Below are 21,757 nucleotides of genomic sequence, written 5' to 3' on the forward strand. Positions count from 1 at the left end.
CAGTTCCCCGCGCCCCTCGGGCGCGCTCCCGCACCGCACCACCATCACGTACAAGGAAGCCACCGTGACCCATCTCAGCGTCGAGATGCTGGCAGCGGACTCCGTCGAGCCGATCACCTCGGCGGGCCATGCCCAGCTCGGGATCGCCGTTCTCGCGGGCATCGCCGTCATCGTCCTGCTCATCACCAAGTTCAAGCTGCACGCCTTCCTCGCGCTGACCGTCGGGTCGCTCGCGCTCGGCGCCTTCTCGGGTGCCCCTCTCGACAAGGCCATCGCCAGCTTCACGGCCGGCCTCGGCTCGACCGTGGCGGGCGTGGGTGTGCTCATCGCGCTCGGCGCGATCCTCGGCAAGCTGCTCGCCGACTCCGGGGGTGCCGACCAGATCGTCGACACGATCCTCGCCAAGGCGGGCGGGCGCGCGATGCCGTGGGCGATGGTCCTGATCGCCTCGGTGATCGGTCTGCCGCTCTTCTTCGAGGTCGGCATCGTGCTGCTGATCCCGGTGGTTCTGATGGTCGCCAAGCGCGGCAACTACTCGCTGATGCGGATCGGCATCCCGGCCCTGGCCGGCCTGTCCGTCATGCACGGGCTGATCCCGCCGCACCCCGGCCCGCTCGTCGCCATCGACGCGGTGGAGGCCAACCTCGGTGTCACGCTGGCCCTCGGCGTCCTCGTCGCCCTTCCCACGGTGGTCATCGCGGGGCCGCTGTTCTCGAAGGTCGCGGCGCGCTGGGTGGACGTACCCGCCCCCGAGAAGATGATCCCGCAGCGGCCCTCGGAGGACCTGGAGAAGCGTCCCGGCTTCGGTGTCACGGTGGCGACCGTACTGCTGCCCGTCGTGCTGATGCTGGCCAAGGCGCTGGTGGACATCGTGGTCGACGACCCCGAGGCCACCGTGCAGCGGGTCTTCGACGTCATCGGCTCGCCGCTGATCGCGCTGCTCGCGGCGGTGATCGTGGGCATGTTCACGCTGGGCCGCGCGGCCGGTTTCACCAAGGAGCGGCTCTCCACGACCGTCGAGAAGTCGCTCGCCCCGATCGCGGGCGTGCTGATGATCGTGGGCGCGGGCGGCGGCTTCAAGCAGACGCTCATCGATGTGGGCGTGGGCCGGATGATCCTGGACTTCTCCAAGGACTGGTCGATTCCCGCACTGCTGCTGGCCTGGCTGATCGCGGTCGCCATCCGGCTCGCGACGGGTTCCGCGACGGTCGCGACGATCTCGGCAGCGGGTCTCGTGGCGCCGCTGGCGGCGGACATGTCGACGTCCCACACGGCGCTGCTGGTGCTGGCCATCGGTGCGGGGTCGCTGTTCTTCTCGCACGTGAACGACGCCGGGTTCTGGCTGGTCAAGGAGTACTTCGGCCTGGACGTCGGCCAGACGATCAAGACGTGGTCCGTGATGGAGACGATCATCTCCGTGGTGGCGGGGGCGCTTGTTCTTCTGCTGTCCTTGGTTATCTAGCGCGCCGTCTCGCGGGGCTCCGCCCCGGACCCCGCTCCTCAAACGCCGGAGGGGCTGAATTTTCAGCCCCTCCGTCTCGTTTACGCCCCCGGCGACGAGGACGCCTTCTCGAGCTGGAACGCCTCGTTGCCCAGGCCGATGCGCGCGTGCGCCTCGGAGTTTCTCGCTCGCAGGATCGCCCCGTGGACCACTCCGATGACCGCCGCAAGCAAGATGATCCCGGGCAACGCCCAGCTCAGCGGCGAGTCGGGGCCCGCGGCCACCAGGACGTCGAAGTCCTTGACCGTGTAGCCCGCGATGACGAGGAGCCCGGCCGCGGCGAGCGCGGACGCCGTGATGCGCCAGGCCTGGGCCCGCGCGGCGCCCCTGCGGGCGAAGAAGACGATGACGGCGACGGACGCGGTGGCCATCAGCAGGATCACGCCGAGCGCGCCGATGTTGCCGCCCCAGGTGAACAGGTGCAGCACGGGCGCGGTCGGGTCGCCCGCCGGGCCGTCGTCGGCGGCCGCGAAGCCCACGACGACCACGACGGAGACGACGGTCTGGAGCAGCGAGCCGGTGCCGGGCGCGCCGGTCGAGGTGTTGGTACGGCCGAACGCGGCGGGCAGCAGCCCCTCGCGCCCCATCGCGAACGCGTACCGCGCGACCACATTGTGGAAGCTGAGGATCGCCGCGAACATGCCGGTCACGAACAGGACATGGAGTACGTCGGTGAAGGTGGCGCCGAGCCGGGACTCGGTGAGGCCGAAGAGCAGCCCCGCGCTCTGTTCCCGGGCCGCCGGGACGATTCCGGAGGGGCCGGCCGCGACCGTCAGCGCCCAGGAGCTGAGCGCGAAGAAGACGGCGACGAAGCCGACGGCGAAGAACATCACGCGGGCGACGACGACCTGCGGGCGGCTGGTCTCCTCGGCGTAGACGGGGGCCTGCTCGAAGCCGGTGAAGGCCGCGATGCAGAAGCACAGGGACGTGGCGACGCCCGCGCCGGTGAGGGTGTCCGGGTGGAACGCCTCCAGGGACAGGCCTTCCCGCGCCGGGTCGGCGATGGCCGCGATGTCGAAGATGACGACGAGCGCCACCTCGACGAGCAGCAGCACGCCGAGCACGCGGGCGTTCAGGTCGATCTTCAGCCAGGCGAGCACGGCGACGACGGCGACGGTGACCAGCGCGGGGATCCACCAGGCGACCTCGACCTCGAAGTACGTCAGGAGCAGCCCGGACACCTCGAAGCCGAGCAGGCCGTACAGGCCCGCCTGGAGGGCGCTGTAGGCGACGAGGGCCACCAGCGCGGCGCCCGCGCCCGCGGTGCCGCCGAGGCCACGGGATATGTACGCGTAGAAGGCCCCGGCGTTGTGGACGTGCCGGCTCATCTCCGCGTACCCGAGGCTGAAGAGCGCGAGGACGACGCCGAGGATGAGGAAGAGCAGGGGCTGTCCGACGATGCCCATCACGCCGTACGTGGTGGGCATGACTCCGGCGACCACCATCAGCGGGCCGGTCGCGGCGAGCACGGAGAGCAGCAGGCCCGCCGTGCCGAGGCGGCCCGCGCGCAGCGCGCGTTCCTGCCCCTTGTACGTGCTGATCCCGCTGTCACCCGTCGGTTCACCGAGGGATCTGGTGCCGCTCGTGCTCGAACTGCCCGTCGCCATGGCGCGGTTGTCCTTTCGGGATGTTTTCGGGGGCCTTCTGAGGGCCTTGCAGGGGATAGGGGCCGTTCAGACCGATCCGAGTGCGGAGGCGCGCGCGGCGGTGAACGCCCGGTGCGGGTCCCGGTCCGGGTACGACCAGGGGTCCGGAGTCGCGTGCCGGCCGATGCGGTGGAAGAGCACGGCGGCCTCGGCCGCCCTGCCCTCGCAGCACTGGGCGTGGGCGAGGAAGTTGAGGTCGACGTGGCAGCGCGGGTGGGTCGGCTCGTCGGGCGTCTCCCACTCCAGCCACCAGTCGAAGGCGGTCTTCATGACGCCGCGGGCGCGGCGCCCGGTCCAGTGCCCGGAGGCCATCGGGTTGGGCGATTCCAGGCCGGCGGCGGCGAGGACGCGGTAGCGCTCGGCGTGCGCGACGACGGGCAGCACCGCCAACGGCGAGTCGGCGGGAGCCTGTTCGGCGGCCCAGGCGGCGAAGTCGTAGACCTCGTGCAGCGGGTCCTGGCCCGCGCCCGGCCGCCGCTCGGCGAGGCGGGCGGCCATCAGATGGTGGGCGTGGTGGTGCTCGGGGTGGCGGTGGCGGACCTCGTCGAAGAGGCGTACGACGTCCTCCTCGCGGCCCAGTGACCGTTCGAGCAGGAGCAGCGCGAGCCAGGGCGTCGGGTCGGCGGGGACACGGGTGGCCGCCTCCCGGCACAGGGCGCGCGCCTGGTCCGGACGCTTCTTGTCGCGCAGCGCCTTGTGGACGGCGGCGAAGGCGAGCAGCACCTCGGCGTCGTAGCTCTCGGGCTCCACGAGCCGCCAGTCGCGGGCCCACGCGGCCGTGGTGGGCTCCTGCCCGAGGACGTCGAAGCGGTGGCCCCTGCGGTCCCAGTCGTCGCCGGTCGCGGCGAGCAGCGCGCGGACCTCGATCCAGCGCCCCTGCGCCAACGCGGCCCGTGCGGCGACCAGTTCGGCGTCGTCGAGCGCGGGGTCGAAGGTGTGCGCCGCGGCCCTCTTGCGGGAACGGCCCAGTGGGGGTGGAGGTGGTGACACCGCGGGACGTCCTCCCCGGCGCGGTTCGCTTACGAATGATCACGCACAGCAAAGCGGTAGGCACCACTCCACGTCAAGGGCAGCCTAACCTTCGTTGTTCACCAACTCGTTTCACTATCCCCGGACTTCGCCCTTCACCTGGGACGCCCCCGCTTGGTAAAGAGCTGCTCAACTCACCTCGCGGGCGGCCGCACGGCCCGCGGTGCGCCCGGAGAAGAGGCAGCCGCCGAGGAAGGTCCCTTCGAGCGAGCGGTAGCCGTGCACTCCCCCGCCGCCGAAACCGGCGGCCTCCCCGGCCGCGTACACACCCGGAAGGGGGGCGCCGCCCTCGGTCAGAACGCGCGAGGAGAGGTCGGTCTCCAGGCCGCCGAGCGTCTTGCGGGTGAGTATGTTGAGGCGTACGGCGATCAGGGGGCCGGCCTTGGGGTCGAGGATGCGGTGCGGGGCGGCGGTCCTGATGAGACGGTCGCCGAGGAACTTGCGGGTGCCGCGGATGGCGGTGATCTGGAGGTCCTTGGTGAAGGGGTTGGCGATCTCGCGGTCGCGGGCGGCGAGGGTGCGGCGCAGCGCGGCCTCCTCGATGAGGGGTTCCTTGCCGAGCGCGTTCATCCCGCGCACCAGTGCGCCGAGGTCCTTCTCCACCACGAAGTCGACGCCGTGGTCCATGAACGCCTTGACGGGGCCCGGCACTTCGGAGCGCGCGCGGTCGAGGACGCCGCGCACCGACCTCCCGGTCAGGTCGGGGTTCTGCTCGGAGCCGCTGAGCGTGAACTCCTTGCCGATGATGCGCTGGTTGAGCACGAACCAGGTGTAGTCGTAGCCGGTGCTCATGATGTGGTGCAGTGTGCCGAGGGTGTCGAAGCCGGGGAAGAGCGGCACGGGCAGGCGGTCGCCGCGCGCGTCGAGCCACAGGGACGAGGGGCCCGGCAGGATGCGGATGCCGTGCCGCTCCCAGATGGGGTTCCAGTTCTGGATGCCCTCGGTGTAGTGCCACATGCGGTCGCGGTTGATGAGGCGCGCTCCCGCGTCCTCGGCGATGCCGAGCATCCTGCCGTCCACATGCGCGGGCACCCCGGAGATCATCTTCTCGGGCGGAGTGCCCAGCCGCTCGGGCCAGTTGGCGCGTACGAGGTCGTGGTTGCCGCCGATGCCGCCCGAGGTGACGATCACCGCTTGGGCGCGGAACTCGAAGGTGCCCGCGACCTCCCGGCCGCTGGCCCTGCCGCGCTCGGCGTCCGACGGTTCGAGGACCTCGCCGGAGACAGTGTCGACGCTGCCCGCGCTGCGCGTGAGGCCGGTGACCCGGTGGCGGAACCTCAGCTGGACGAGGCCGCGCGCGACCCCGGCGCGCACCCGCCGCACGAACGGCGCGAGCAGTCCCGGGCCCGTCCCCCAGGTGATGTGGAAGCGCGGTACGGAGTTGCCGTGGCCCTGTGCGTCGTAGCCGCCGCGCTCGGCCCAGCCGACGACGGGGAAGAAGCGGACGCCCTGGCCGCGCAGCCAGGACCGCTTCTCCCCGGCCGCGAAGTCGACGTACGCCTCGGCCCACTCGCGCGGCCAGTGGTCCTCGGGGCGGTCGAAGGCGGCCGTACCCATCCAGTCCTGGAGGGCCAGCGCGTGGGAGTCCTTGATCCGCATCCGCCGCTGCTCGGGCGAGTCCACCAGGAAGAGGCCGCCGAAGGACCAGTGCGCCTGTCCGCCGATGGACTGCTCGGGCTCCTGGTCGACGAGGATGACCCGGCGGCCCGCGTCGACGAGTTCCGCGGTCGCCGCGAGTCCGGCGAGCCCCGCCCCGATCACGATCACATCTGCGTCGTACGCCATGGGGGTCGTCCTCCTCGACAGGGGCCCGCGAAGTTACCGGTGGGTCAGATCCTGGGCAGCGGAGCGCGGCACGTCAACCGGCCGACGGACAGAGATTGCCGGGCGAGTGCTTGGATGGCCGGCATGACGGCACACACTCAGCCCCTGCCCGACCCCCGCGAGGAGATCCTGGCCATCGTCGACGAGCACGACGAGGTGGTCGGCGAGGCCCCGCGCGGTGAGGCGTACGCGCGCGGCCTGCGCCACCGCTGCGTGTTCATCCAGGCGCGCGACACCGAGGGCCGCGTCTTCGTGCACCGCCGCACCGCGACCAAGCTGGTCTTCCCCTCCCAGTACGACATGTTCGTGGGCGGCGTGGTCGGGGCGGGCGAGGCCTGCGACGACGCGGCGCTGCGCGAGGCCCAGGAGGAGCTGGGGGTCATGGAACTCCCCCGCCCGACGCCGCTGTTCAAGTTCCTCTACGACGACGGCGCGGGCCGCACCTGGTGGTCGTACGTCTACGAGGTGCGCTGCGAGCTGCCGGTGAACCCGCAGGTCGAGGAGGTCGCCTGGCACACCTTCCTCACCGACGACGAGCTGGAGCACAAGCTCGACGAGTGGGAGTGGGTACCGGACGGGCTCGCCGCCTATCACCGCCTGAGGGCCTTCCGCGCGAGCTGACCGGCACGGCTTAGGGTGCGGCCGTGAGCAATTTCGTACAGGGTCTGAAGCTGTGGTTCACGCCCGAGCGCATCCGCGAGGAGGGCGACACCCCCGACTACCGCTTCTCGCTCGCCAACGAACGCACCTTCCTGGCCTGGCTGCGCACCGCGCTCGCGCTGATCGGCGGCGGCTTCGCCGTGGACCAGTTCCTGCCGGACCTGCGCTGGGGCTGGCGGATCGGGCTGGCGCTCGCGCTGCTCGCCGCGGGCGTCCTGTGCTCGCTGCGGGCGGTCAACCACTGGGTGCGCTGCGAACGGGCCATGCGGCGCGGCGAGGACCTGCCCGCGGGCCGTTTCCCGACGGTGCTGAGCCTGGTGGTCGCGGTGGTGGCGCTCGCCATGGTGGTGGTCGTGCTCTTCGGGTGGGAGGGGTGACGGACGCGGAGGCGGAGCCGGTCCGCGATCCCGGGCTCCAGCCGGAGCGGACCCGGCTCGCGTGGCGGCGTACGACGCTGTCCTGCACGGTCGCTGCGGTCCTCGCCGCCCGCGCGGTCCTGCACGGCGGAGCCACCGCGTCCGACCTGCTGGTCTGTGCCCTGTGCCTGCTGCTCTGGCTCGGCTTCCTGGTGGTCGCGCACCGCAGGATGCTCGCGTTGAGCGCCCGCAGGCCACGGACGCTCAGCGCGGGGGCCGCGTGGACGGCGGCCGTGTGCACGCTGGCGCTCGCGGTCTGCGCGGCGGCGACGGTGGTCTGAGGGGCGCCTCGCGGACGGCGTGCGGGTGGCCGGGGGTGCGGGACCCCGCCTCACTCCGTCCAGTCGACCGTGACGACGACCTTTCCGCGGGTGCGGCCCTGCGCGCTGCGCCGGTGCGCGTCGGCGGCCCGCTCCAGCGGGAACGTCTCGTCGACGTGGATGGTCACCACGTCCTGCTCCACCAGCTCGACGAGCCGCGTCAGGTCGGCGGCGTCGGGGCGTACGAAGCAGTAGTGGCCGCCCAGGCCGAGCACCCCGCCGTCCGCGATGGACGCCAGCCGACCGCCCGGCGCGAGGAGTTCGGCGGACGCCTTGAGGGTGTCGCCGCCGATGGTGTCGAAGGCCGCGTCCACGCCCTCGGGGGCAAGGGCGCGGACCCGGTCCACCAGCCCCTCCCCGTAGGTCACCGGCTCGGCGCCCAGCTCGCGCAGGAAGCCGTGGTTGTGTTCGCCCGCCGTGCCGATGACGCGGGCGCCCGCGTGCCGGGCGAGCTGCACGGCGATGGAGCCGACCCCGCCGGCCGCCGCGTGCACGAGGACGACGTCGCCCTCCTTGACGTCCAGCGCCTTGGTGATCACCTGGTAGGCGGTGAGCCCGGCGAGCGGCAGGCCCGCGGCCTCCTCGAAGGTGAGGTTGCGGGGCTTGCGGGCGAGGGTGCGTACGGGCGCGGCGACGTACTCGGCGAAGGTGCCGCGCGAGAGGAAGTCCTCGCGTACGTACCCGATGACCTCGTCCCCGACGGCGAACTCGGGGACGGAGGGGCCCGGCTGGACCACCACTCCGGCGACGTCCCAGCCAGGGATCACGGGGAAGACCGGTTCGAGCACGCCGTCGAGATAGCCCTCGCGGCACTTCCAGTCGACGGGGTTGACGGCGGCGGCCCGCACCTTCACGAGGACGGAGTCGGGGCCGACCTTGGGGTCGGGCACCTCGCCGTACTCAAGGACTTCGGGTCCGCCGTAGCCGCGGTAGCTGATCGCCTTCATGGGGTCGCTCTCATCCGGTCGCCGTCATCGGCTTGCCTTCACTGATCACCCCACGGGTCACCGCCCCGCAGGCCAGGAAACATCGACAAGACTGACATACCGGCACTAAGGGGGCATCGGGGGCTAGCCTGAGAGAGTCAGCCTCCCCGGACGTCACAGAAGGTGCGCGCCATGACCACGCTCCACCACGAACACCCGGTGCACGACCACATCCACGGCCCGGCGTGCGGGCACCCCGAGGTGCCGCACGGCGACCACGTCGACTACGCGCACGACGGGCATATGCACCGTCTGCACTCCGACCACTACGACGAGTGCGAGCCGGCCGAGCACACCGCCCACCAGAACCACGGCCACCGGCACGGCGACGGCTGCGGTCACCCCTCCGTCCCGCACGGCGACCACGTCGACTACCTCCACGACGGACACCGGCACGCGGAGCACGACGGCCACTGGGACGACCACTGACCCCTGCGCCGTCGCCCCTTTGACCTTGCGCCCTGAAGCCGGGGGGTCTGGACGGCATACCGACTGGTCGGCATCATGGGGTGGCACGCCACCACCACGCCGATCAGGAGCGACAGATGCGCCCAGACCAGCCGCCGGGACTCGACCTCGACCAGTTGCGCGGCCACCTCGACCGCGAGCGGCCGGGCCTGGTCGGCGGGCCGCTCACGGCGCGGCTGATCGAGGGCGGCAGGTCCAATCTCACGTACGCCGTGACCGACGGCACCGCGCGCTGGGTCGTCCGGCGGCCCCCGCTGGGCCATGTGCTGGCCACCGCGCACGACATGAAGCGTGAGTACCGGGTCATCGAGGCCCTGCACCCCACGAACGTGCCCGTGCCCGCGCCCGTGCTGCTGGGCGAGGCCGTCGAGGACAACGCGGCGGCCGGGGCGCCGTTCTACGTCATGGAGTTCGTGGACGGCACCCCGTACCGCACCGCCGAGGAACTCGCGCCGCTCGGCCCCGTGCGCACCCGCGCCGCCGTGCTCGGCCTCGTCGACACGCTCGTCGATCTGCACTCCGTCGACCCCGCGGCGGTCGGGCTCGGCGACTTCGGGCGGCCCGAGGGCTTCCTCGACCGGCAGCTGCGCCGCTGGGGCAAGCAGCTGGACGCCTCCCGCAACCGCGACCTGGCCGGCATCGACGAACTCCACGCGGCGCTCGGCCGCGACCTGCCCGCCTCGCCCGCGCCGACCGTCATCCACGGCGACTACCGCCTGGACAACGTCCTGATCGGCGAGGACGACCGGATCAAGGCCATCCTCGACTGGGAGATGTCCACGCTCGGCGATCCGCTCACGGACCTCGGCCTGCTCGTGATGTACAGCGCGAAGCTGGAGGTGCCCGAATCCCCCGTCAGCACCACGGCGGGCGCGCCGGGACACCCGGACCCCGCCGAACTGATCGAGCGGTACGCCGCGCGCTCGGGGCGTGATGTCTCCTCGGTCTCCTGGTACACCGCCTTCGCGTGGTTCAAGCTGGCCGTCATCTTGGAGGGCATCCACTACCGCTACACGCTCGGCCAGACGGTCGGCGCGGGCTTCGACCGGATCGGCGAGCTGGTGCCCGTGTTCATCGAGCACGGCCTGACCACCCTTCAGGAAGGCTGAGCGACCCATGGACTTCGCATTCGACGCGCGCACCGAGGAACTCCGTACCAAGCTGCTCGCCTTCATGGACGAGTACGTCTATCCGGCGGAGCCCGTCGCCGATGAACAGCGCGCCGGCCTGGCCTCGCCCTGGGACACCCCGGCCGTGGTCGGCGAGTTGAAGGCCGAGGCCCGCCGCCAGGGCCTGTGGAACCTCTTCCTCCCCGACTCCGCGTACGGTGCCGGGCTGACGAACCTCCAGTACGCGCCGCTCGCCGAGATAACCGGCCGCTCCCCGCACCTGGCGCCCACCGCGCTGAACTGCGCGGCCCCGGACACCGGCAACATGGAGGTCCTCGCCCAGTTCGGCAGCGCGGAGCAGAAGAAGAGGTGGCTCGAACCTCTGCTCGCCGGGGAGATCCGCTCCGCGTTCGCGATGACCGAGCCGGAGGTGGCCTCATCCGACGCCACGAACATCACCACGCGGATCGAGCGGTCCCCGGACGGCTCCGAGTACGTCATCACCGGGCGCAAGTGGTACATCTCCGGGGCGATGAACCCGGACTGCGAGATCTTCATCGTGATGGGCAAGACGGATCCGGAGGGGTCCGACATCCGCCGTCAGCAGTCGATGGTGCTGGTGCCGCGTGACACGCCGGGTGTCGAGGTGAAGCGCGCGATGCGGGTGTACGGCTACGAGGACCACTCCCACGGCGGGCACGCGGAGGTCGTCTTCCACGGTGCGCGCGTGCCCGTCACGCATCTCATCGGCGAGGAGGGCGGCGGCTTCGCCATCGCGCAGGCGCGGCTCGGGCCCGGCCGGATCCACCACTGCATGCGGCTGATCGGCATGGCCGAGCGGGCCATCGAGCTGATGTGCGAGCGCGCGGTGGCGCGTACGGCGTTCGGGAAGCCGCTGGCCCAGCAGGGCGTCGTACAGGAGTGGATCGCGGACGCGCGCGTCGCCGTGGAGCAGCTGCGCCTTCTCGTCCTGAAGACGGCCTGGCTGATGGACACGGTCGGCAACCGCGGCGCGCACACCGAGATCCAGGCCATCAAGATCGCCACGCCGCGGGCGGTGGTGGACATCCTCGACAGGGCGGTGCAGCTGCACGGGGCGGGCGGGGTCAGTCAGGACTTCCCGCTGGCGGAGCTGTGGGCGGCGGCGCGGACGCTGAGACTGGCCGATGGGCCTGATGAGGTGCATCAGCGGTCGCTGGCCCGGCGGGAGCTGAAGCGGTATCTCTGACCCCGGGCCGTGGGCGCCGCTGATCACCGGCTTCGCCGAGTTCGTCCTCAAACGCCGGACAGGCTGAATCTCACGGCCGCAAGGCCCGCAGCAGCAGGTCCGCCAAGTGGTCCGCCACCTGTTGGGGTGTCAGGGGGCCTTCGGGGCTGTACCACGTGGACAGGTGGTGGACCGAGCCGAAGTGGTAGTCCACCACCAGGTCCGCCGGGGTCGCCGTGGAGAAGACGCCGGACTCCTGGCCCTCCTCGATCAGGGCCCGGAAGCGCTCGTGGTAGCGGCGGCGTTCCGCGCGTACCTGCTTGTTCTTCTCGGGGCCGAGGTGGTGCATGGAGCGGAAGAAGATCGAGGCGTCGTCGAGGTTGTCGATGGTGGTGACCACGACGTCCGCCGCGGCGTCGCGGACCCGCCGCTCGACCGGGGCGTCCGCGTCCGCGATGGCGTCGAGCCGCTCCTGCTGAACGCGAAGCATCCGGGCGTAGACCTCGTGCAGGAGGTCGTCCTTGGAGCCGAAGTAGTGGTAGAGCGCGCCCTTGGTGACGCCGGCCGCCTCCACGATCTCCTGCACCGACGTGCGGTCGTAGCCGTGGTCGGCGAAGAGCCGGGTGGCGGCGGCCAGCAGCCGCTGCGGGACGGGCGTGCCGTCACCGTCCGTCGTCCTGGCCACTGCCGCCACCTGCCTTTCGTGTCACTGACTGTCCTGACTGTCCTGTGAACGGGAACGCAACTCCCGCCGGAGGATCTTCCCACTTGTCGTCTTCGGCAGCTCCGCCAGGATCTCGACCTCGCGCGGGTACTTGTATGCCGCGAGCCGCTCCTGGCAGTACCCCGCCAGGTCCTCGGCCCGGGTGTCACTGTCGGGACGCAGGCTGACGTATGCCTTGACGCTCTCCCCGCGGTAGCTGTCGGGCACGCCGACCACGGCGGCCTCGCGCACGTCCGGATGGGAGTAGAGGACGTCCTCGACCTCGCGCGGCCAGACCTTGAAGCCGGACGCGTTGATCATGTCCTTCTTGCGGTCGACGACGTAGAGCCAGCCGGCGGGGTCCATGAAGCCGATGTCGCCGGTGCGCAGTTCGCCGCCGGGGAAGGCCTCGGCGGTGGCGTCCGGGCGCTGCCAGTAGCCGGGGACGACCTGGGGTCCGGCGACGACGATCTCGCCGTGCTCGCCGAACGGGACCTCGCGGCCGGCCTCGTCCAGGATGCGTACGACCGTATCGGGGCCCGGGACGCCGACGGCGAGGGTGCCGGACACGGGGTCGACCGGGGCCTCTTGTCCCGGCGGTACGGAGGCGCAGGGGGCGGTGCACTCGGTGAGGCCGTAGCCGTTGTGCAGGTAGGGGCCGAAGGCCGCGCGGAACTTCTCCACGAGGGCCGGGGGCAGCGGCGCGCCGCCCGAGGAGATCAGCTTGAAGGAGTCGAAGTGGGCGCGGGTCACCGAGGGGTGCGCGGCGAGGGCCATGAAGGCGGTGGAGGGGCCGACCGTGTACGCCGGGCGGTGTTCGGCGAAGGCGTCGAGGACCACGCCGGCCTCGAAGCGGTAGGCGAGCGCGAGCGTGCCCGCGTTGGTGACGCAGGCCCCGATCTGGGCGACCATGCCGGTGATGTGGAAGAGCGGCGCCATCGCGAAGTAGCAGGCGCCTTCCGGGATTCCGGCGCCGGAGCGCTGGCGTTCCGCGTTGTAGGTGATGTTGCCGTGGGTGTTCATGGCGCCCTTGGGGGTGCCGCTCGTGCCGGACGTGTAGCTGATGAGGGCCACGTCCGAGGGGCCGGGTTCGCGGTCGGCGGGTGCCGGGAGGCCCTGGCGCGCGACCGCCACCAGGTCGTCGGCGTCCGCGGCGACGGGCAGCCGCTCGAAGTCGAGGACCCGGGTGTCGCCCCGGGTCTGGAGGTCGAGCTGGCAGGCGGTGAGCACGACGCGTACCGGCGAGTCCGCCGCCGTAGCGCGCAGATACGCCTCCCAGGCGCGGTCCGCGCAGACCAGCGCGGTCACCCCGGCGTCCGCGAGGACGTGGCCGACCTCCGCGGACTTGTACATGGGATTGACGGGCACCACCGTCGCGCCCGCCTTCCAGGCGCCGAGGAGCGCGATCACGAAGTGCGGGGTGTTCTGGAGGATGACCGCGACCCGATCACCGCGCACGACGCCGCGCGCGGCCAGGTACCCGGCGACGGAGTCACTGAGGGCGTCGGTCTCGCGGTAGCTCAGGCGCCCGTCGAAGTAGGCGAGGGCGGTGTGCTCGGGAGCCCTGGCGACGGCGGCTCGGAAGGCGTGAACCAGGGAGGGGGCGGGGGCCACGGGCCTGCGCTGAGCCGCGTTAAGACGGGCGAGCCAGGGCTTGGCGGCGTAGAGGGAGCCGGTGCGGGTCGGGGGGTGGGGGGCTTCAGAGAAGGGGTTCGTCACCGTTGCGTCGCCTCCCACTTCCGCTGGATGTGGTTCATGCCGCTCAGCCACTTGTCGGGCGTGGCCGCGCGGGCCTCGTAGTACGCGGCGACCTCCGGGTGCGGCAGGATCAGGAAGCGGTCCTCCGCCATGCCCGCGAAGAGCGCGGCGGCCACGTCCTCCGGTTCGATCGCGGTGGGCGTGAGCACGATGTCGCCCGCGGTGCCGGTGGCGGCGAGCATGTCGGTGCGCACGCCCTGCGGGCAGATCGTGTGGACCTTCAGGCCGCGGTGGCGGTAGGTCAGCGAGAGCCATTCGGCGAAGGCGTACGCGCCGTGCTTGGTGACGCTGTAGGGTGCGGCGCCGATCATGGTGAGCAGGCCGGCCGCGGAGACGGTGGAGACGAAGCGGCCGCCGCCGCGCTCCAGCCAGCCGGGCAGCAGGGCGTGGGCCGCGCGTACGTGCGCCATGACGTTGACGTCCCAGGCCGCGGCCCAGACCTCCTCGGGGGCGGCCTCGCTCCCGGCGGAGCCGAGACCCGCGTTGGCGCAGTACACGTCGACCGTGCCGCCGAGCGCCTCGGTGGCCCTCGGCACGATTCCCGAGGCGTCTCCGGGGACCGCGATGCCGCCCACCTCGTCGGCGACGGCCCTCGCCTTGGCCCCGTCCAGGTCGTTGACGACGACGCGGGCGCCCTCGGCGGCGAACCGGCGGGCGAGCGCGGCTCCGATCCCACCCCCGGCGCCGGTGATGACGACTCCCTTGTCCTTCAGGCTCTCCACGAGCGGGCTCCTTCGACCTCGCGCTCGACCACGGCTCTCGCGGCCCGTCCCCCACGGCGGACTAAACGGCAGACTAACCAGTCGGTATGTCGTGGCGAAAGGGGGCCGGGGGTGGGGCGGTCCCCACCCCCGGTCCGGGCGCCTGCCGGATGGCGGCACCGGACCGCCGTACGAGATCGTGCCCTTCAGGCCGCGTCCGGCCGCGTCAGGTCGGATCAGGCGTCGGCTCGGGTCGAGCCGGACGAGCGGCTTCAAGGCGACTCAAGTGAACCAGGAGGCACCACATGCCCCGCACGACACCGCGAAGAGTCCCGCTCCTGCTGGCCGCGGCCGCGGGGGTAGCGGCGCTCCTGGCCCCCGAGGCGGCGCGGGCGGCGCCCCGCCCGGCCGACCCGGTCGCGGCGATCGAGCGCGCGGCCCACCCCCTGCGGTCGACCGACCCCGGCGGCGGCACGAAGGACCTGCGGCCCCTGGGCAGGATGGTGGGCGACGCCTCTGTGGTGGGCCTGGGCGAGGCGACGCACGGCTCGCACGAGTTCTTCACCATGAAGGAGCGGGTGTTCCGCTACCTCGTGGCGGAGAAGGGCTTCACCTCGTTCTCGCAGGAGGTCAGCTGGACGACCGGGCTCCGCTTCGACGCGTACGTACGGGGCGGCGGGGGCGACGTCCGTGAACTCGTCCACCGCGAGCTGGCGAAGACGCCCTGGGACACCGAGGAGTACGTCCACCTGCTCCGCTGGACGCGCGCGTACAACGACAAGCACCCGGACCGTCAGGTGCGCTTCATGGGCAACGACCTCAACTACCCCGAACTCGGCCGCGAGCTGTCCGACGGGGTGGAGGGCTACGTCCGCGCGCACGAGCCCGACCTGCTGCCCAGGATCACCGGCCGCTACGCACCGATGCGGCGCCTCGCGGACGGCGACACGTACATGAGCCGGCCTCTGGAGGAGCGCCGGGAGCTGGCGAAGAAGGCGCGCGAGGCCCTCGACCTGCTGAAGGAGCGCCGACCCGCCTCTGGGAAGCGGCAGTTCACCTGGGCGCTCCAGCACGCCCGGTCCCTGTCGCAGACCGCCACCATCTACGCCTTCCCCCTGGACACCTCCGAGGGCAAGAAGCAGGCCATGCTGTACCGCGACCGCCTCATGGCGGCGAACACCGCGTGGTGGCAGCGGCACACCGGCGGCAAGGTGCTCCTCTCGGCCCACAACGCCCATGTCGCGTACGAGAGTCACGACCCGCGCTACCCGAAGATGCAGGGCGCCTTCCTGCGGGACAGGCTCGGCGAGCGGTACGTGAGCCTGGGGTTCACCTTCGACCGGGGGGCGTTCCTGGCCCAGGGCCCCGACAACGGCGCGTGGAAGTCCTTCACGGTGGGCCCCGCGACGCGCGGCATGAACGAGTACACGCTCGACAAGGTGCGCCACCGGGACTACTTCGTCGACCTGCGCTCCCTGCCGAGGCCGGCCCGCGCGTGGCTGAGCGAGGCGCGGGTGACGCGCAGCATCGGCTCCGGCTGGCCGGACGGACCGTACAAGATCCGCCTCGCGCCCTCGCACGACATCCTCATCCATCTGCACCGCGTCACCGCGGCTCACCGCGACGCCTCGCCGGTTCATCACCGCTCTCACCGAACGAGAGGGTCTCAATGAGCGAGACGAGCCGTCCCAGGTATTGACTGGCCTCTACATCCAACGTGAGAGTGCCGCTCGTGCACAGCGAAATCTCACCGGAGCGGGCCCGGCAGGACGCCGGGCCCCAGCAGGACACGAGCCCCGAGAGCATGCGCCGCGTGGCCGTGGCCTCCTTCATCGGGACGGCCATCGAGTTCTACGACTTCTACATCTACGGCACGGCGGCCGCCCTCGTCCTGAACCAGGCGTTCTTCCCGACGCTCGATCCCGTCAACGCCACGCTCGCGTCGTTCTCCACGTACGCGGTGGCGTTCGCGGCGCGGCCCATCGGCTCGGTGGTCTTCGGGCATTTCGGCGACCGGGTGGGCCGCAAGTCCGTCCTGGTGGCCTCGCTGCTCCTGATGGGCCTGTCCACCGCCCTCGTCGGCCTCCTGCCCGGCTACGGCACGTGGGGCGTCTGGGCCCCCGTCCTGCTGATCCTGCTGCGCTTCCTCCAGGGCATCGGGCTCGGCGGTGAGTGGGGCGGCGCGGCGCTGCTCGCCGTGGAGCACGCGCCGAGGAAGAAGCGCGGGATGTACGCGGCCTTCCCCCAACTCGGCCCGTCCGTGGGGTTCTTCGCGGCCACCGGCGTCTTCTGGCTGCTCTCCTCGGCGCTTTCCGACGACGCGTTCCGCGCCTGGGGCTGGCGCGTGCCGTTCCTGCTCTCCTTCCTCCTCGTCGGCGTCGGCCTCTTCGTGCGGCTGCGGATCAGCGAGACGCCGGTCTTCGCGAAGGTCATGGAGGCGCAGGAGGCCAGCAAGGTCCCCGCGCTCGACGTGCTCCGCCGCCATCCGCGCGAGCTGCTGCTCGGCGCGGGCGGCATGGTCGTCGCGTACGGCCTCTTCTACACCGCCACGACCTACTGCCTCGCCTACGCCACCGGCACCTTGCACATCTCCCGCAACACCATGCTGGGCCTGTCCCTCGTCGCGTGCCTCTTCCTCGCGGCCGGCACCTGGCTCGCCGCGACGCGCTCCGACGGCGACGGGCGGCGCAGGCTGGTACTCGCGGGCGCCGGGCTCTCCGCGGTGTGGGGGCTCGTCCTCTTCCCGCTCCTGGACACCGGCCGACCGGTGCTCATCGCGCTGGCACTGGGCGGCGCCCTGTTCTGCATGGGCGTGGTCTACGGCCCCATGGGCGCCTATCTGCCGGAGCTGTTCGCCACGAACGTGCGGTACTCGGGCGCCTCGCTCGCCTACAACCTGGGCGGTGTGTTCGGCGGCGCGGTGTCGCCGCTGGTGGCGACCCGCCTCCAGTCGGCGTTCGGCTCCTCGTCGGTGGGCTGGTACGTGAGCGCGATGGCGGTCGTGTCCCTGGCGTGCGTCCTCGCGCTGCCCGAGACACGGGAGCGCGAACTGACCTGAGCCGCGCGGAGTATGGCCAGGTGGCCCGGCGGGCAGGACCATACCGGCGTGGAGCCCTACTGGGAACTGACCTTCGACGCCGACGGCGACGTCGACACCGCGCAGCGCGAACGGCTGCTGTCCGGCACGGAACGCGAGAGCGTCACGGACCTACTGGTGTTCGCGCACGGCTGGAACAACGACAAAGGGGACGCCCGCAAGCTGTACCGGCGCTTCTTCGCCCCCTGCCCGCGCCTCGCCGCGGCCGAGGTGCGCCTCGGCTACGTCGGGGTGCTGTGGCCCGCCGTCCGCTTCCCCGACGAGCCGATCCCCGACTTCGACCCCTCGACCGCCACCGCCGCGGCGCCCGGACCGCCCGGCGCGCCCGTGCTCGACGCGGCCACCCGGCAGGCGCTCGACCGCGCCTTCCCCGACCACGGCCCGACGATCGACCGGATCGCCGGACTGCTCGAAGAGCGCTCGGACGTCCCCTCGCGGGTCTACGAGTTCGGGCGGCTCGTCCGTGAGCTGGTCTCCCTGCGCGAGACGAGCCCGGCCCGCAACCTCGGTGAGGACACGGGCGCGGGCGAGCCCGCCATGCTCACCGACGACGCGGTCCAGGTCTGCGAGGTGCTGGCCGCGGCCCGCGCCGACACCGGGCAGCCCGAGCTGCTGGGCGGCCCGCGCAAGCGGGTGTGGAACGGCGCGCACGAACTCCTGCGGCAGGGCACCTACTTCGCGATGAAGCGCCGGGCGGGCGCGGTCGGCCAGCTGGGGCTCGGCCCCGCGATCGGCCTGCTCACCGCTGACGTACCCGGTGTCAGGGTGCACCTGATCGGGCACAGCTTCGGCGCCAGGCTCGTCTCGTACGCCCTGCGCGGCATGCCCGCGGACGTCCGCGCGGTGAAGTCGGTGACGCTGCTCCAAGGCGCCTTCTCCCACTACGCGTTCGCCGAGCGGCTGCCGCACGACCGCTCGCGCGGCGGCGCCCTGCACGGCGTGCAGCGCCGGATCGACGGCCCCCTCGTGTCCTGCTACTCACGTCACGACGACGCCCTCGGGCGCCTCTACCCCCTGGCGTCGAAGCTGACCGGGGACTCCACGAGCTTTCTGAACCTGTGGGAGCGGTGGGGCGCCGTCGGGTACGACGGCATCCGGGCCGTGGACGGCGCCAAGCGCATCAGGCTCGGCGAGGCGATACCGGCCAAGGGGTGCGTCAGCGTGGACGTGGCGTCGGTGGTGCGGCGCGGCGGCCCGCCCGCCGGCGCGCACAGCGATGTGTGCCATGAGGAGCTGGCACGCGCCGTGTTCGCCGCCGGGCGGATCGCGACGGTCTGAGCCGGGCGCCGCCTACCCCCGGTGGCGGGGGAACTCGACGACCTGCTGGTAGGTGGGGCGGTTCTGCCACTGGACCGGCTTGTGCGTGATGCCGCCGAGCGGGCGGTGGATGATCGCGTCCGCGCACCACTGGTCGCCCGCCGCGCACGCGGCGTCGCCGGGATAGACCGCGGTGGCGGGCTTGGCGACGGCCTGCGCGAGGGTGGTGAGCAGGGTGTCGCGGCAGGCGTCGAGCTTGCCGTCCCCGCAGTAGGCATCGGCCAGTTCGCCCTTCACCGGCTGCCCGAGGACCTTCCGCAGGTCCTTGTCGGCGTAGCCCCACCAGCCGTACTGGAAGGCCGATCCGGCGTGCGCCCCGGTGGGGCCGTGGCCCGCGGAGGGTGCCTCGTCGGTGCTCAGCTGCGCGGTCAGCGCCTCGTACAGCTCCTTGCCCAGGCCCGGCTTGAACTGGGCCTCGATGAGCAGCGGCCACCAGGCGTCCATGACGCGTACGGCGTCGGGGTGGGCGTACGCCTTGGAGCCCGCGGCCGTCTGGTTGCGCTGGGCGCCCGCCTTGCGCCAGGCCTCCAGCCGTTCCACCGCCTCGGCGAGTCGCGGGTCGGTGACCGGCTTGCTCCGCACCACCTTCAGCAGCTCGGGCAGCACCTGCTCGCCGCGCAGGTCGGTGACGGCCGCCTCGGACATGGCCCGGGTGAGCGAGGCACGGGTGACGCCGCCCTCCCGCGTGAGCTTTTTGACCCGCCCGTCGAGCAGGTCGCCGCGGTGCACGGCGCTGACGCCGAAACCGGCCGTACTGAAGTCCTTCGCCTGCTTGTTGTTCCAGGAGATGTAGTAGTCCTGGTTGACGGACTGCGGGTGCGCGGCGGGCGGGGTCTGCGCCGAGGTGTTGTCCTCGGGATCGAAGTCCCGCCACTCGTACGCCTGTTGGCCCTTGACGGGCAGGGCGGGGTCGATGCCGTCGGCGCGTTCGGGGTTGGCTCCGCTGTTGTAGTAGGCGATGTCGCGCGCGTCGGCGTAGAACCAGTTGAAGGCGTAGCTGATGTGCCGCGCCGCCTTCTTGAAGCTCGCGGCGTCCTTGACGTACGCGGGGTCGTTCAGCATCTGGAAGCCGATGATCGAGTCGGCCTCGTGGCGGTAGGTGGAGCGCAACGAGACGTAGGCGACGGGCTTGGCGTCGACCGTCGCGCGGTGCGTGACGATGCCGTACTTGGTGCGCAGGACCCGCATGCGGTAGGAGCCGGCGGCCGTGGAGTCGGCGAGGGTCGGCTTCCAGGCGTTCTCGCGCTCCAGCTTCTCCATGGGGGTGCAGGTGCCCCGGTAGAGGTAGCCGGTGGACTGCTTGGTGGGGGTGCCGCCGCCCGGCTCGCACAGCTCGACGGCGTACGTGTCCGTGATGTCCTGCCCGGCGGAGGTCGCCGACCAGGCGTAGTCCTGGCCGCGCCCGAGCTGGACGTACATCCCGACCCCCGCGAAGGAGACACCGCGGGCGCTGATGCCGGGGCCCCGGAGTTCCTGCTGCATGAGGAGCTGGGGTGCGAAGTAGCCGGTCTGGGGGCCGAAGACGGCGACGGGGTGTCCGCTCGCGGTGTGCTTGCCGGAGACGAGCAGAGCGTTCGACATGCCCTTCTTTTGGCCCCCCGGCCGGAAGAGGTCGGCGGGCAGGACGCCCTTGTCGTACATGCCCTGGAGCGGCTTGAGCTTCTCGGGCGCCCGGACCGGGTCCTTGGCGCCGGACCTGGCGCCGCCTTCACGGTCGTACACGAGTTGCTCGCGTTCGACCGAGCCGGGGTCGGGCAGCGCGGTGCCGCGCGCCTTCTCGGGTTTTCCGGCGTACGGGAAGCTCGTGCCGTCGTGGATGGTCTGGACGGCCTCGGGGTCGTTGCGGGCGCGGAAGGACTCCCAGACCTTCGTGCCCTTCTCGACGCCGTACTTCTCCTGGGCCTTCAGGAGGGAGAGCGCGGACTCGACCTCTCCGCCGCCGCCGTTGCCGAAGAGCCCGCCGACGACCGAGGCGAGCGCGATCATGTCGGTGACCTTGAAGGGCTCGATCTCGCCGATGTTGGTGATCGCGTCGATCTTGCCGGTGAGGACGTACTCGCCGGGGAAGTAGCGGCCGTTCTTCGCCTTCACGCGGTAGGCGTTGAGCCCGTCGATATAGGCCTGCGCGTCCGCCATGGCCTGCCTGCCGCGCTCGCCCTGGGTCGCCTTGATGTACTCGACCTGCTTCTCCAGGTCTTTCTCGGTGTACGGGGCCTGCGGCCAGAACTGCTGCTCAAGGCCTTGGTTGGCGGGCGCCCCGCCCGCGAACGGGGTCAACTGCCCGCGTCCGATGTGCCGGAAGAGGTCGATGAGCCAGAGCCGGTCCTGTCCGGCGGCGAAGCCCGCGCCGAACTCGGTGCCGTAGCGCGTGGTGCCCTTGATGTGGGGGATGCCGTACTTCTTGTCGCGCGTGATCGTCACGTCGACGCGCGGCCTGGTGACGGAGGCGACCTGACCGTCGCGCACCCCGAAGGAGGCGTCGCCGAAGAAGTCGGCGATGCGGTCGTCGGTGAGGGAGGGGTAGCCGGAGGAGAGGGCGTCGTACGGGCCCAACTGGTCGTCGGCGTGAGCGGGTTGAGTGCCGAGGAGCCGGTGGGCGAGGATCTCGGCGAGTGTCGCGTTGCCGTTGGCGCCGGGCGGCAGGACGTCCGCGCACTGCCCCTCGCAGTAGTCGGCGCCCTCATCGGCGGCGGGCTGGGCGGCGGGCTCCCGCGGCGCCGCCCCCGCAGCCGGCAGGGGTGCCATCAGGGAGGCGCCGAGCGCCAGCGCCGCTCCCGCCGTGAGCATTCTGAGTCTGACGATGCGTCGTCGCATGGCTGCTCCTCCGGGTCGTGCGGAAGGCCGATGCGGCGGAGGTTACTGGTGGGTTGACGAACTCGAAAGATGAACAACCTTCGCTTTTTCGGAATCACCACAACGCGCCCCCTTCCTGGGCGCATCAGACCTGCCCGGGCGGGCAGGCGGAAAGCGGTCGCCTCGAAAGGGAGCCGATTCGCGTGTCGATACGTCTACTCG

At 71.7% G+C, this 21,757-nt stretch carries 18 protein-coding genes; 10 read left to right on the forward strand and 8 right to left on the reverse strand.

Annotated elements, in window-relative coordinates; genetic code table 11:
* Positions 1–64: 64 nt before the first annotated feature.
* Positions 65–1,462, forward strand: a complete 1,398-nt coding sequence (locus IG54_RS0107625) for a gluconate:H+ symporter (protein WP_030778857.1) — start codon at positions 65–67, stop codon at positions 1,460–1,462.
* A gap of 80 nt (positions 1,463–1,542) precedes the next feature.
* On the opposite strand, the gene IG54_RS0107630 is transcribed toward IG54_RS0107625, so the two are convergent.
* From IG54_RS0107630 to IG54_RS0107640, 3 genes are all read right to left on the reverse strand, one after another.
* Positions 1,543–3,108, reverse strand: a complete 1,566-nt coding sequence (locus IG54_RS0107630; protein WP_030778859.1) for an APC family permease — start codon at positions 3,106–3,108, stop codon at positions 1,543–1,545.
* 66 nt (positions 3,109–3,174) lie between these two features.
* Entirely contained in the window at positions 3,175–4,137 is a 963-nt protein-coding gene (locus IG54_RS0107635) for a hypothetical protein (protein WP_030778861.1), read from the reverse strand.
* 168 nt (positions 4,138–4,305) lie between these two features.
* On the reverse strand, positions 4,306–5,961 hold the full coding sequence (locus IG54_RS0107640; RefSeq protein ID WP_030778862.1) for an FAD-binding dehydrogenase: 1,656 nt from the start codon (positions 5,959–5,961) through the stop codon (positions 4,306–4,308).
* 123 nt (positions 5,962–6,084) lie between these two features.
* On the opposite strand from IG54_RS0107640, the gene IG54_RS0107645 reads away from it, so the two are divergent.
* Genes IG54_RS0107645 through IG54_RS0107655 form a run of 3 tightly spaced genes read left to right on the forward strand, consistent with a single transcriptional unit; the run spans position 6,085 to position 7,357 of the window.
* A complete protein-coding gene (locus IG54_RS0107645) occupies positions 6,085–6,621 on the forward strand; it encodes an NUDIX hydrolase (protein WP_030778864.1) in 537 nt (178 codons plus the stop codon).
* Positions 6,622–6,644: 23 nt separating this feature from the next.
* Positions 6,645–7,037, forward strand: a complete 393-nt coding sequence (locus IG54_RS0107650) for a YidH family protein (protein WP_030778866.1) — start codon at positions 6,645–6,647, stop codon at positions 7,035–7,037.
* Positions 7,025–7,357, forward strand: coding sequence for a DUF202 domain-containing protein (locus tag IG54_RS0107655; RefSeq protein ID WP_106976965.1), 333 nt, complete (start codon positions 7,025–7,027; stop codon positions 7,355–7,357). The genes IG54_RS0107650 and IG54_RS0107655 overlap by 13 nt, the downstream gene beginning before the upstream one ends.
* A gap of 50 nt (positions 7,358–7,407) precedes the next feature.
* Here the strand turns inward: IG54_RS0107655 and IG54_RS0107660 are convergent, their stop codons facing one another.
* Positions 7,408–8,343 carry an NADP-dependent oxidoreductase gene (locus IG54_RS0107660; RefSeq protein WP_030778871.1) on the reverse strand — a complete coding sequence of 312 codons (936 nt, stop codon included), beginning with the start codon at positions 8,341–8,343 and terminating at the stop codon, positions 7,408–7,410.
* 171 nt (positions 8,344–8,514) lie between these two features.
* Here IG54_RS0107660 and IG54_RS0107665 point away from each other — a divergent pair, with 171 nt between their 5' ends.
* The 3 genes from IG54_RS0107665 (at position 8,515) to IG54_RS0107675 (ending at position 11,187) form a co-directional block, all read left to right on the forward strand.
* Positions 8,515–8,811, forward strand: coding sequence for a hypothetical protein (locus IG54_RS0107665; RefSeq protein WP_030778880.1), 297 nt, complete (start codon positions 8,515–8,517; stop codon positions 8,809–8,811).
* Positions 8,812–8,927: 116 nt separating this feature from the next.
* Complete coding sequence (locus IG54_RS0107670; protein WP_030778886.1) at positions 8,928–9,959, forward strand: phosphotransferase family protein; 1,032 nt, start codon at positions 8,928–8,930, stop codon at positions 9,957–9,959.
* A 7-nt stretch (positions 9,960–9,966) separates the two neighbouring features.
* Positions 9,967–11,187, forward strand: a complete 1,221-nt coding sequence (locus IG54_RS0107675; RefSeq protein WP_030778889.1) for an acyl-CoA dehydrogenase family protein — start codon at positions 9,967–9,969, stop codon at positions 11,185–11,187.
* Between the two features lie 70 nt (positions 11,188–11,257).
* Here IG54_RS0107675 and IG54_RS0107680 read toward each other — a convergent pair whose 3' ends face one another.
* From IG54_RS0107680 to IG54_RS0107690, 3 genes are read right to left on the reverse strand one after another with little or no spacing between them, the layout of a single operon-like run.
* Positions 11,258–11,851, reverse strand: coding sequence for a TetR/AcrR family transcriptional regulator (locus IG54_RS0107680; RefSeq protein WP_030778890.1), 594 nt, complete (start codon positions 11,849–11,851; stop codon positions 11,258–11,260).
* Positions 11,852–11,872: 21 nt separating this feature from the next.
* The gene (locus IG54_RS0107685; protein ID WP_051819340.1) at positions 11,873–13,588 is read right to left on the reverse strand and encodes a class I adenylate-forming enzyme family protein; all 1,716 of its coding nucleotides are present in this window, start codon (positions 13,586–13,588) and stop codon (positions 11,873–11,875) included.
* On the reverse strand, positions 13,585–14,340 hold the full coding sequence (locus IG54_RS0107690) for an SDR family oxidoreductase (RefSeq protein ID WP_420712230.1): 756 nt from the start codon (positions 14,338–14,340) through the stop codon (positions 13,585–13,587). Before IG54_RS0107690 ends, IG54_RS0107685 begins: the two co-directional genes overlap by 4 nt.
* A 293-nt stretch (positions 14,341–14,633) precedes the next feature.
* Between IG54_RS0107690 and IG54_RS0107695 the strand changes: the two genes are divergently transcribed.
* The 3 genes from IG54_RS0107695 (at position 14,634) to IG54_RS0107705 (ending at position 18,703) form a co-directional block, all read left to right on the forward strand.
* The gene (locus IG54_RS0107695; RefSeq protein WP_051819341.1) at positions 14,634–16,001 is read left to right on the forward strand and encodes an erythromycin esterase family protein; all 1,368 of its coding nucleotides are present in this window, start codon (positions 14,634–14,636) and stop codon (positions 15,999–16,001) included.
* A gap of 131 nt (positions 16,002–16,132) precedes the next feature.
* Positions 16,133–17,386 carry an MFS transporter gene (locus IG54_RS0107700; protein WP_037896679.1) on the forward strand — a complete coding sequence of 418 codons (1,254 nt, stop codon included), beginning with the start codon at positions 16,133–16,135 and terminating at the stop codon, positions 17,384–17,386.
* Positions 17,387–17,398: 12 nt separating this feature from the next.
* The gene (locus tag IG54_RS0107705) at positions 17,399–18,703 is read left to right on the forward strand and encodes a hypothetical protein (protein WP_051819342.1); all 1,305 of its coding nucleotides are present in this window, start codon (positions 17,399–17,401) and stop codon (positions 18,701–18,703) included.
* Between the two features lie 12 nt (positions 18,704–18,715).
* On the opposite strand, the gene IG54_RS0107710 is transcribed toward IG54_RS0107705, so the two are convergent.
* On the reverse strand, positions 18,716–21,556 hold the full coding sequence (locus IG54_RS0107710; RefSeq protein WP_030778905.1) for a penicillin acylase family protein: 2,841 nt from the start codon (positions 21,554–21,556) through the stop codon (positions 18,716–18,718).
* Positions 21,557–21,757: the final 201 nt, after the last annotated feature.

It is taken from the genome of Streptomyces sp. NRRL S-920 (genome assembly GCF_000717945.1).
GTDB classification, from domain to species: Bacteria; Actinomycetota; Actinomycetes; order Streptomycetales; family Streptomycetaceae; genus Streptomyces; species Streptomyces alboniger.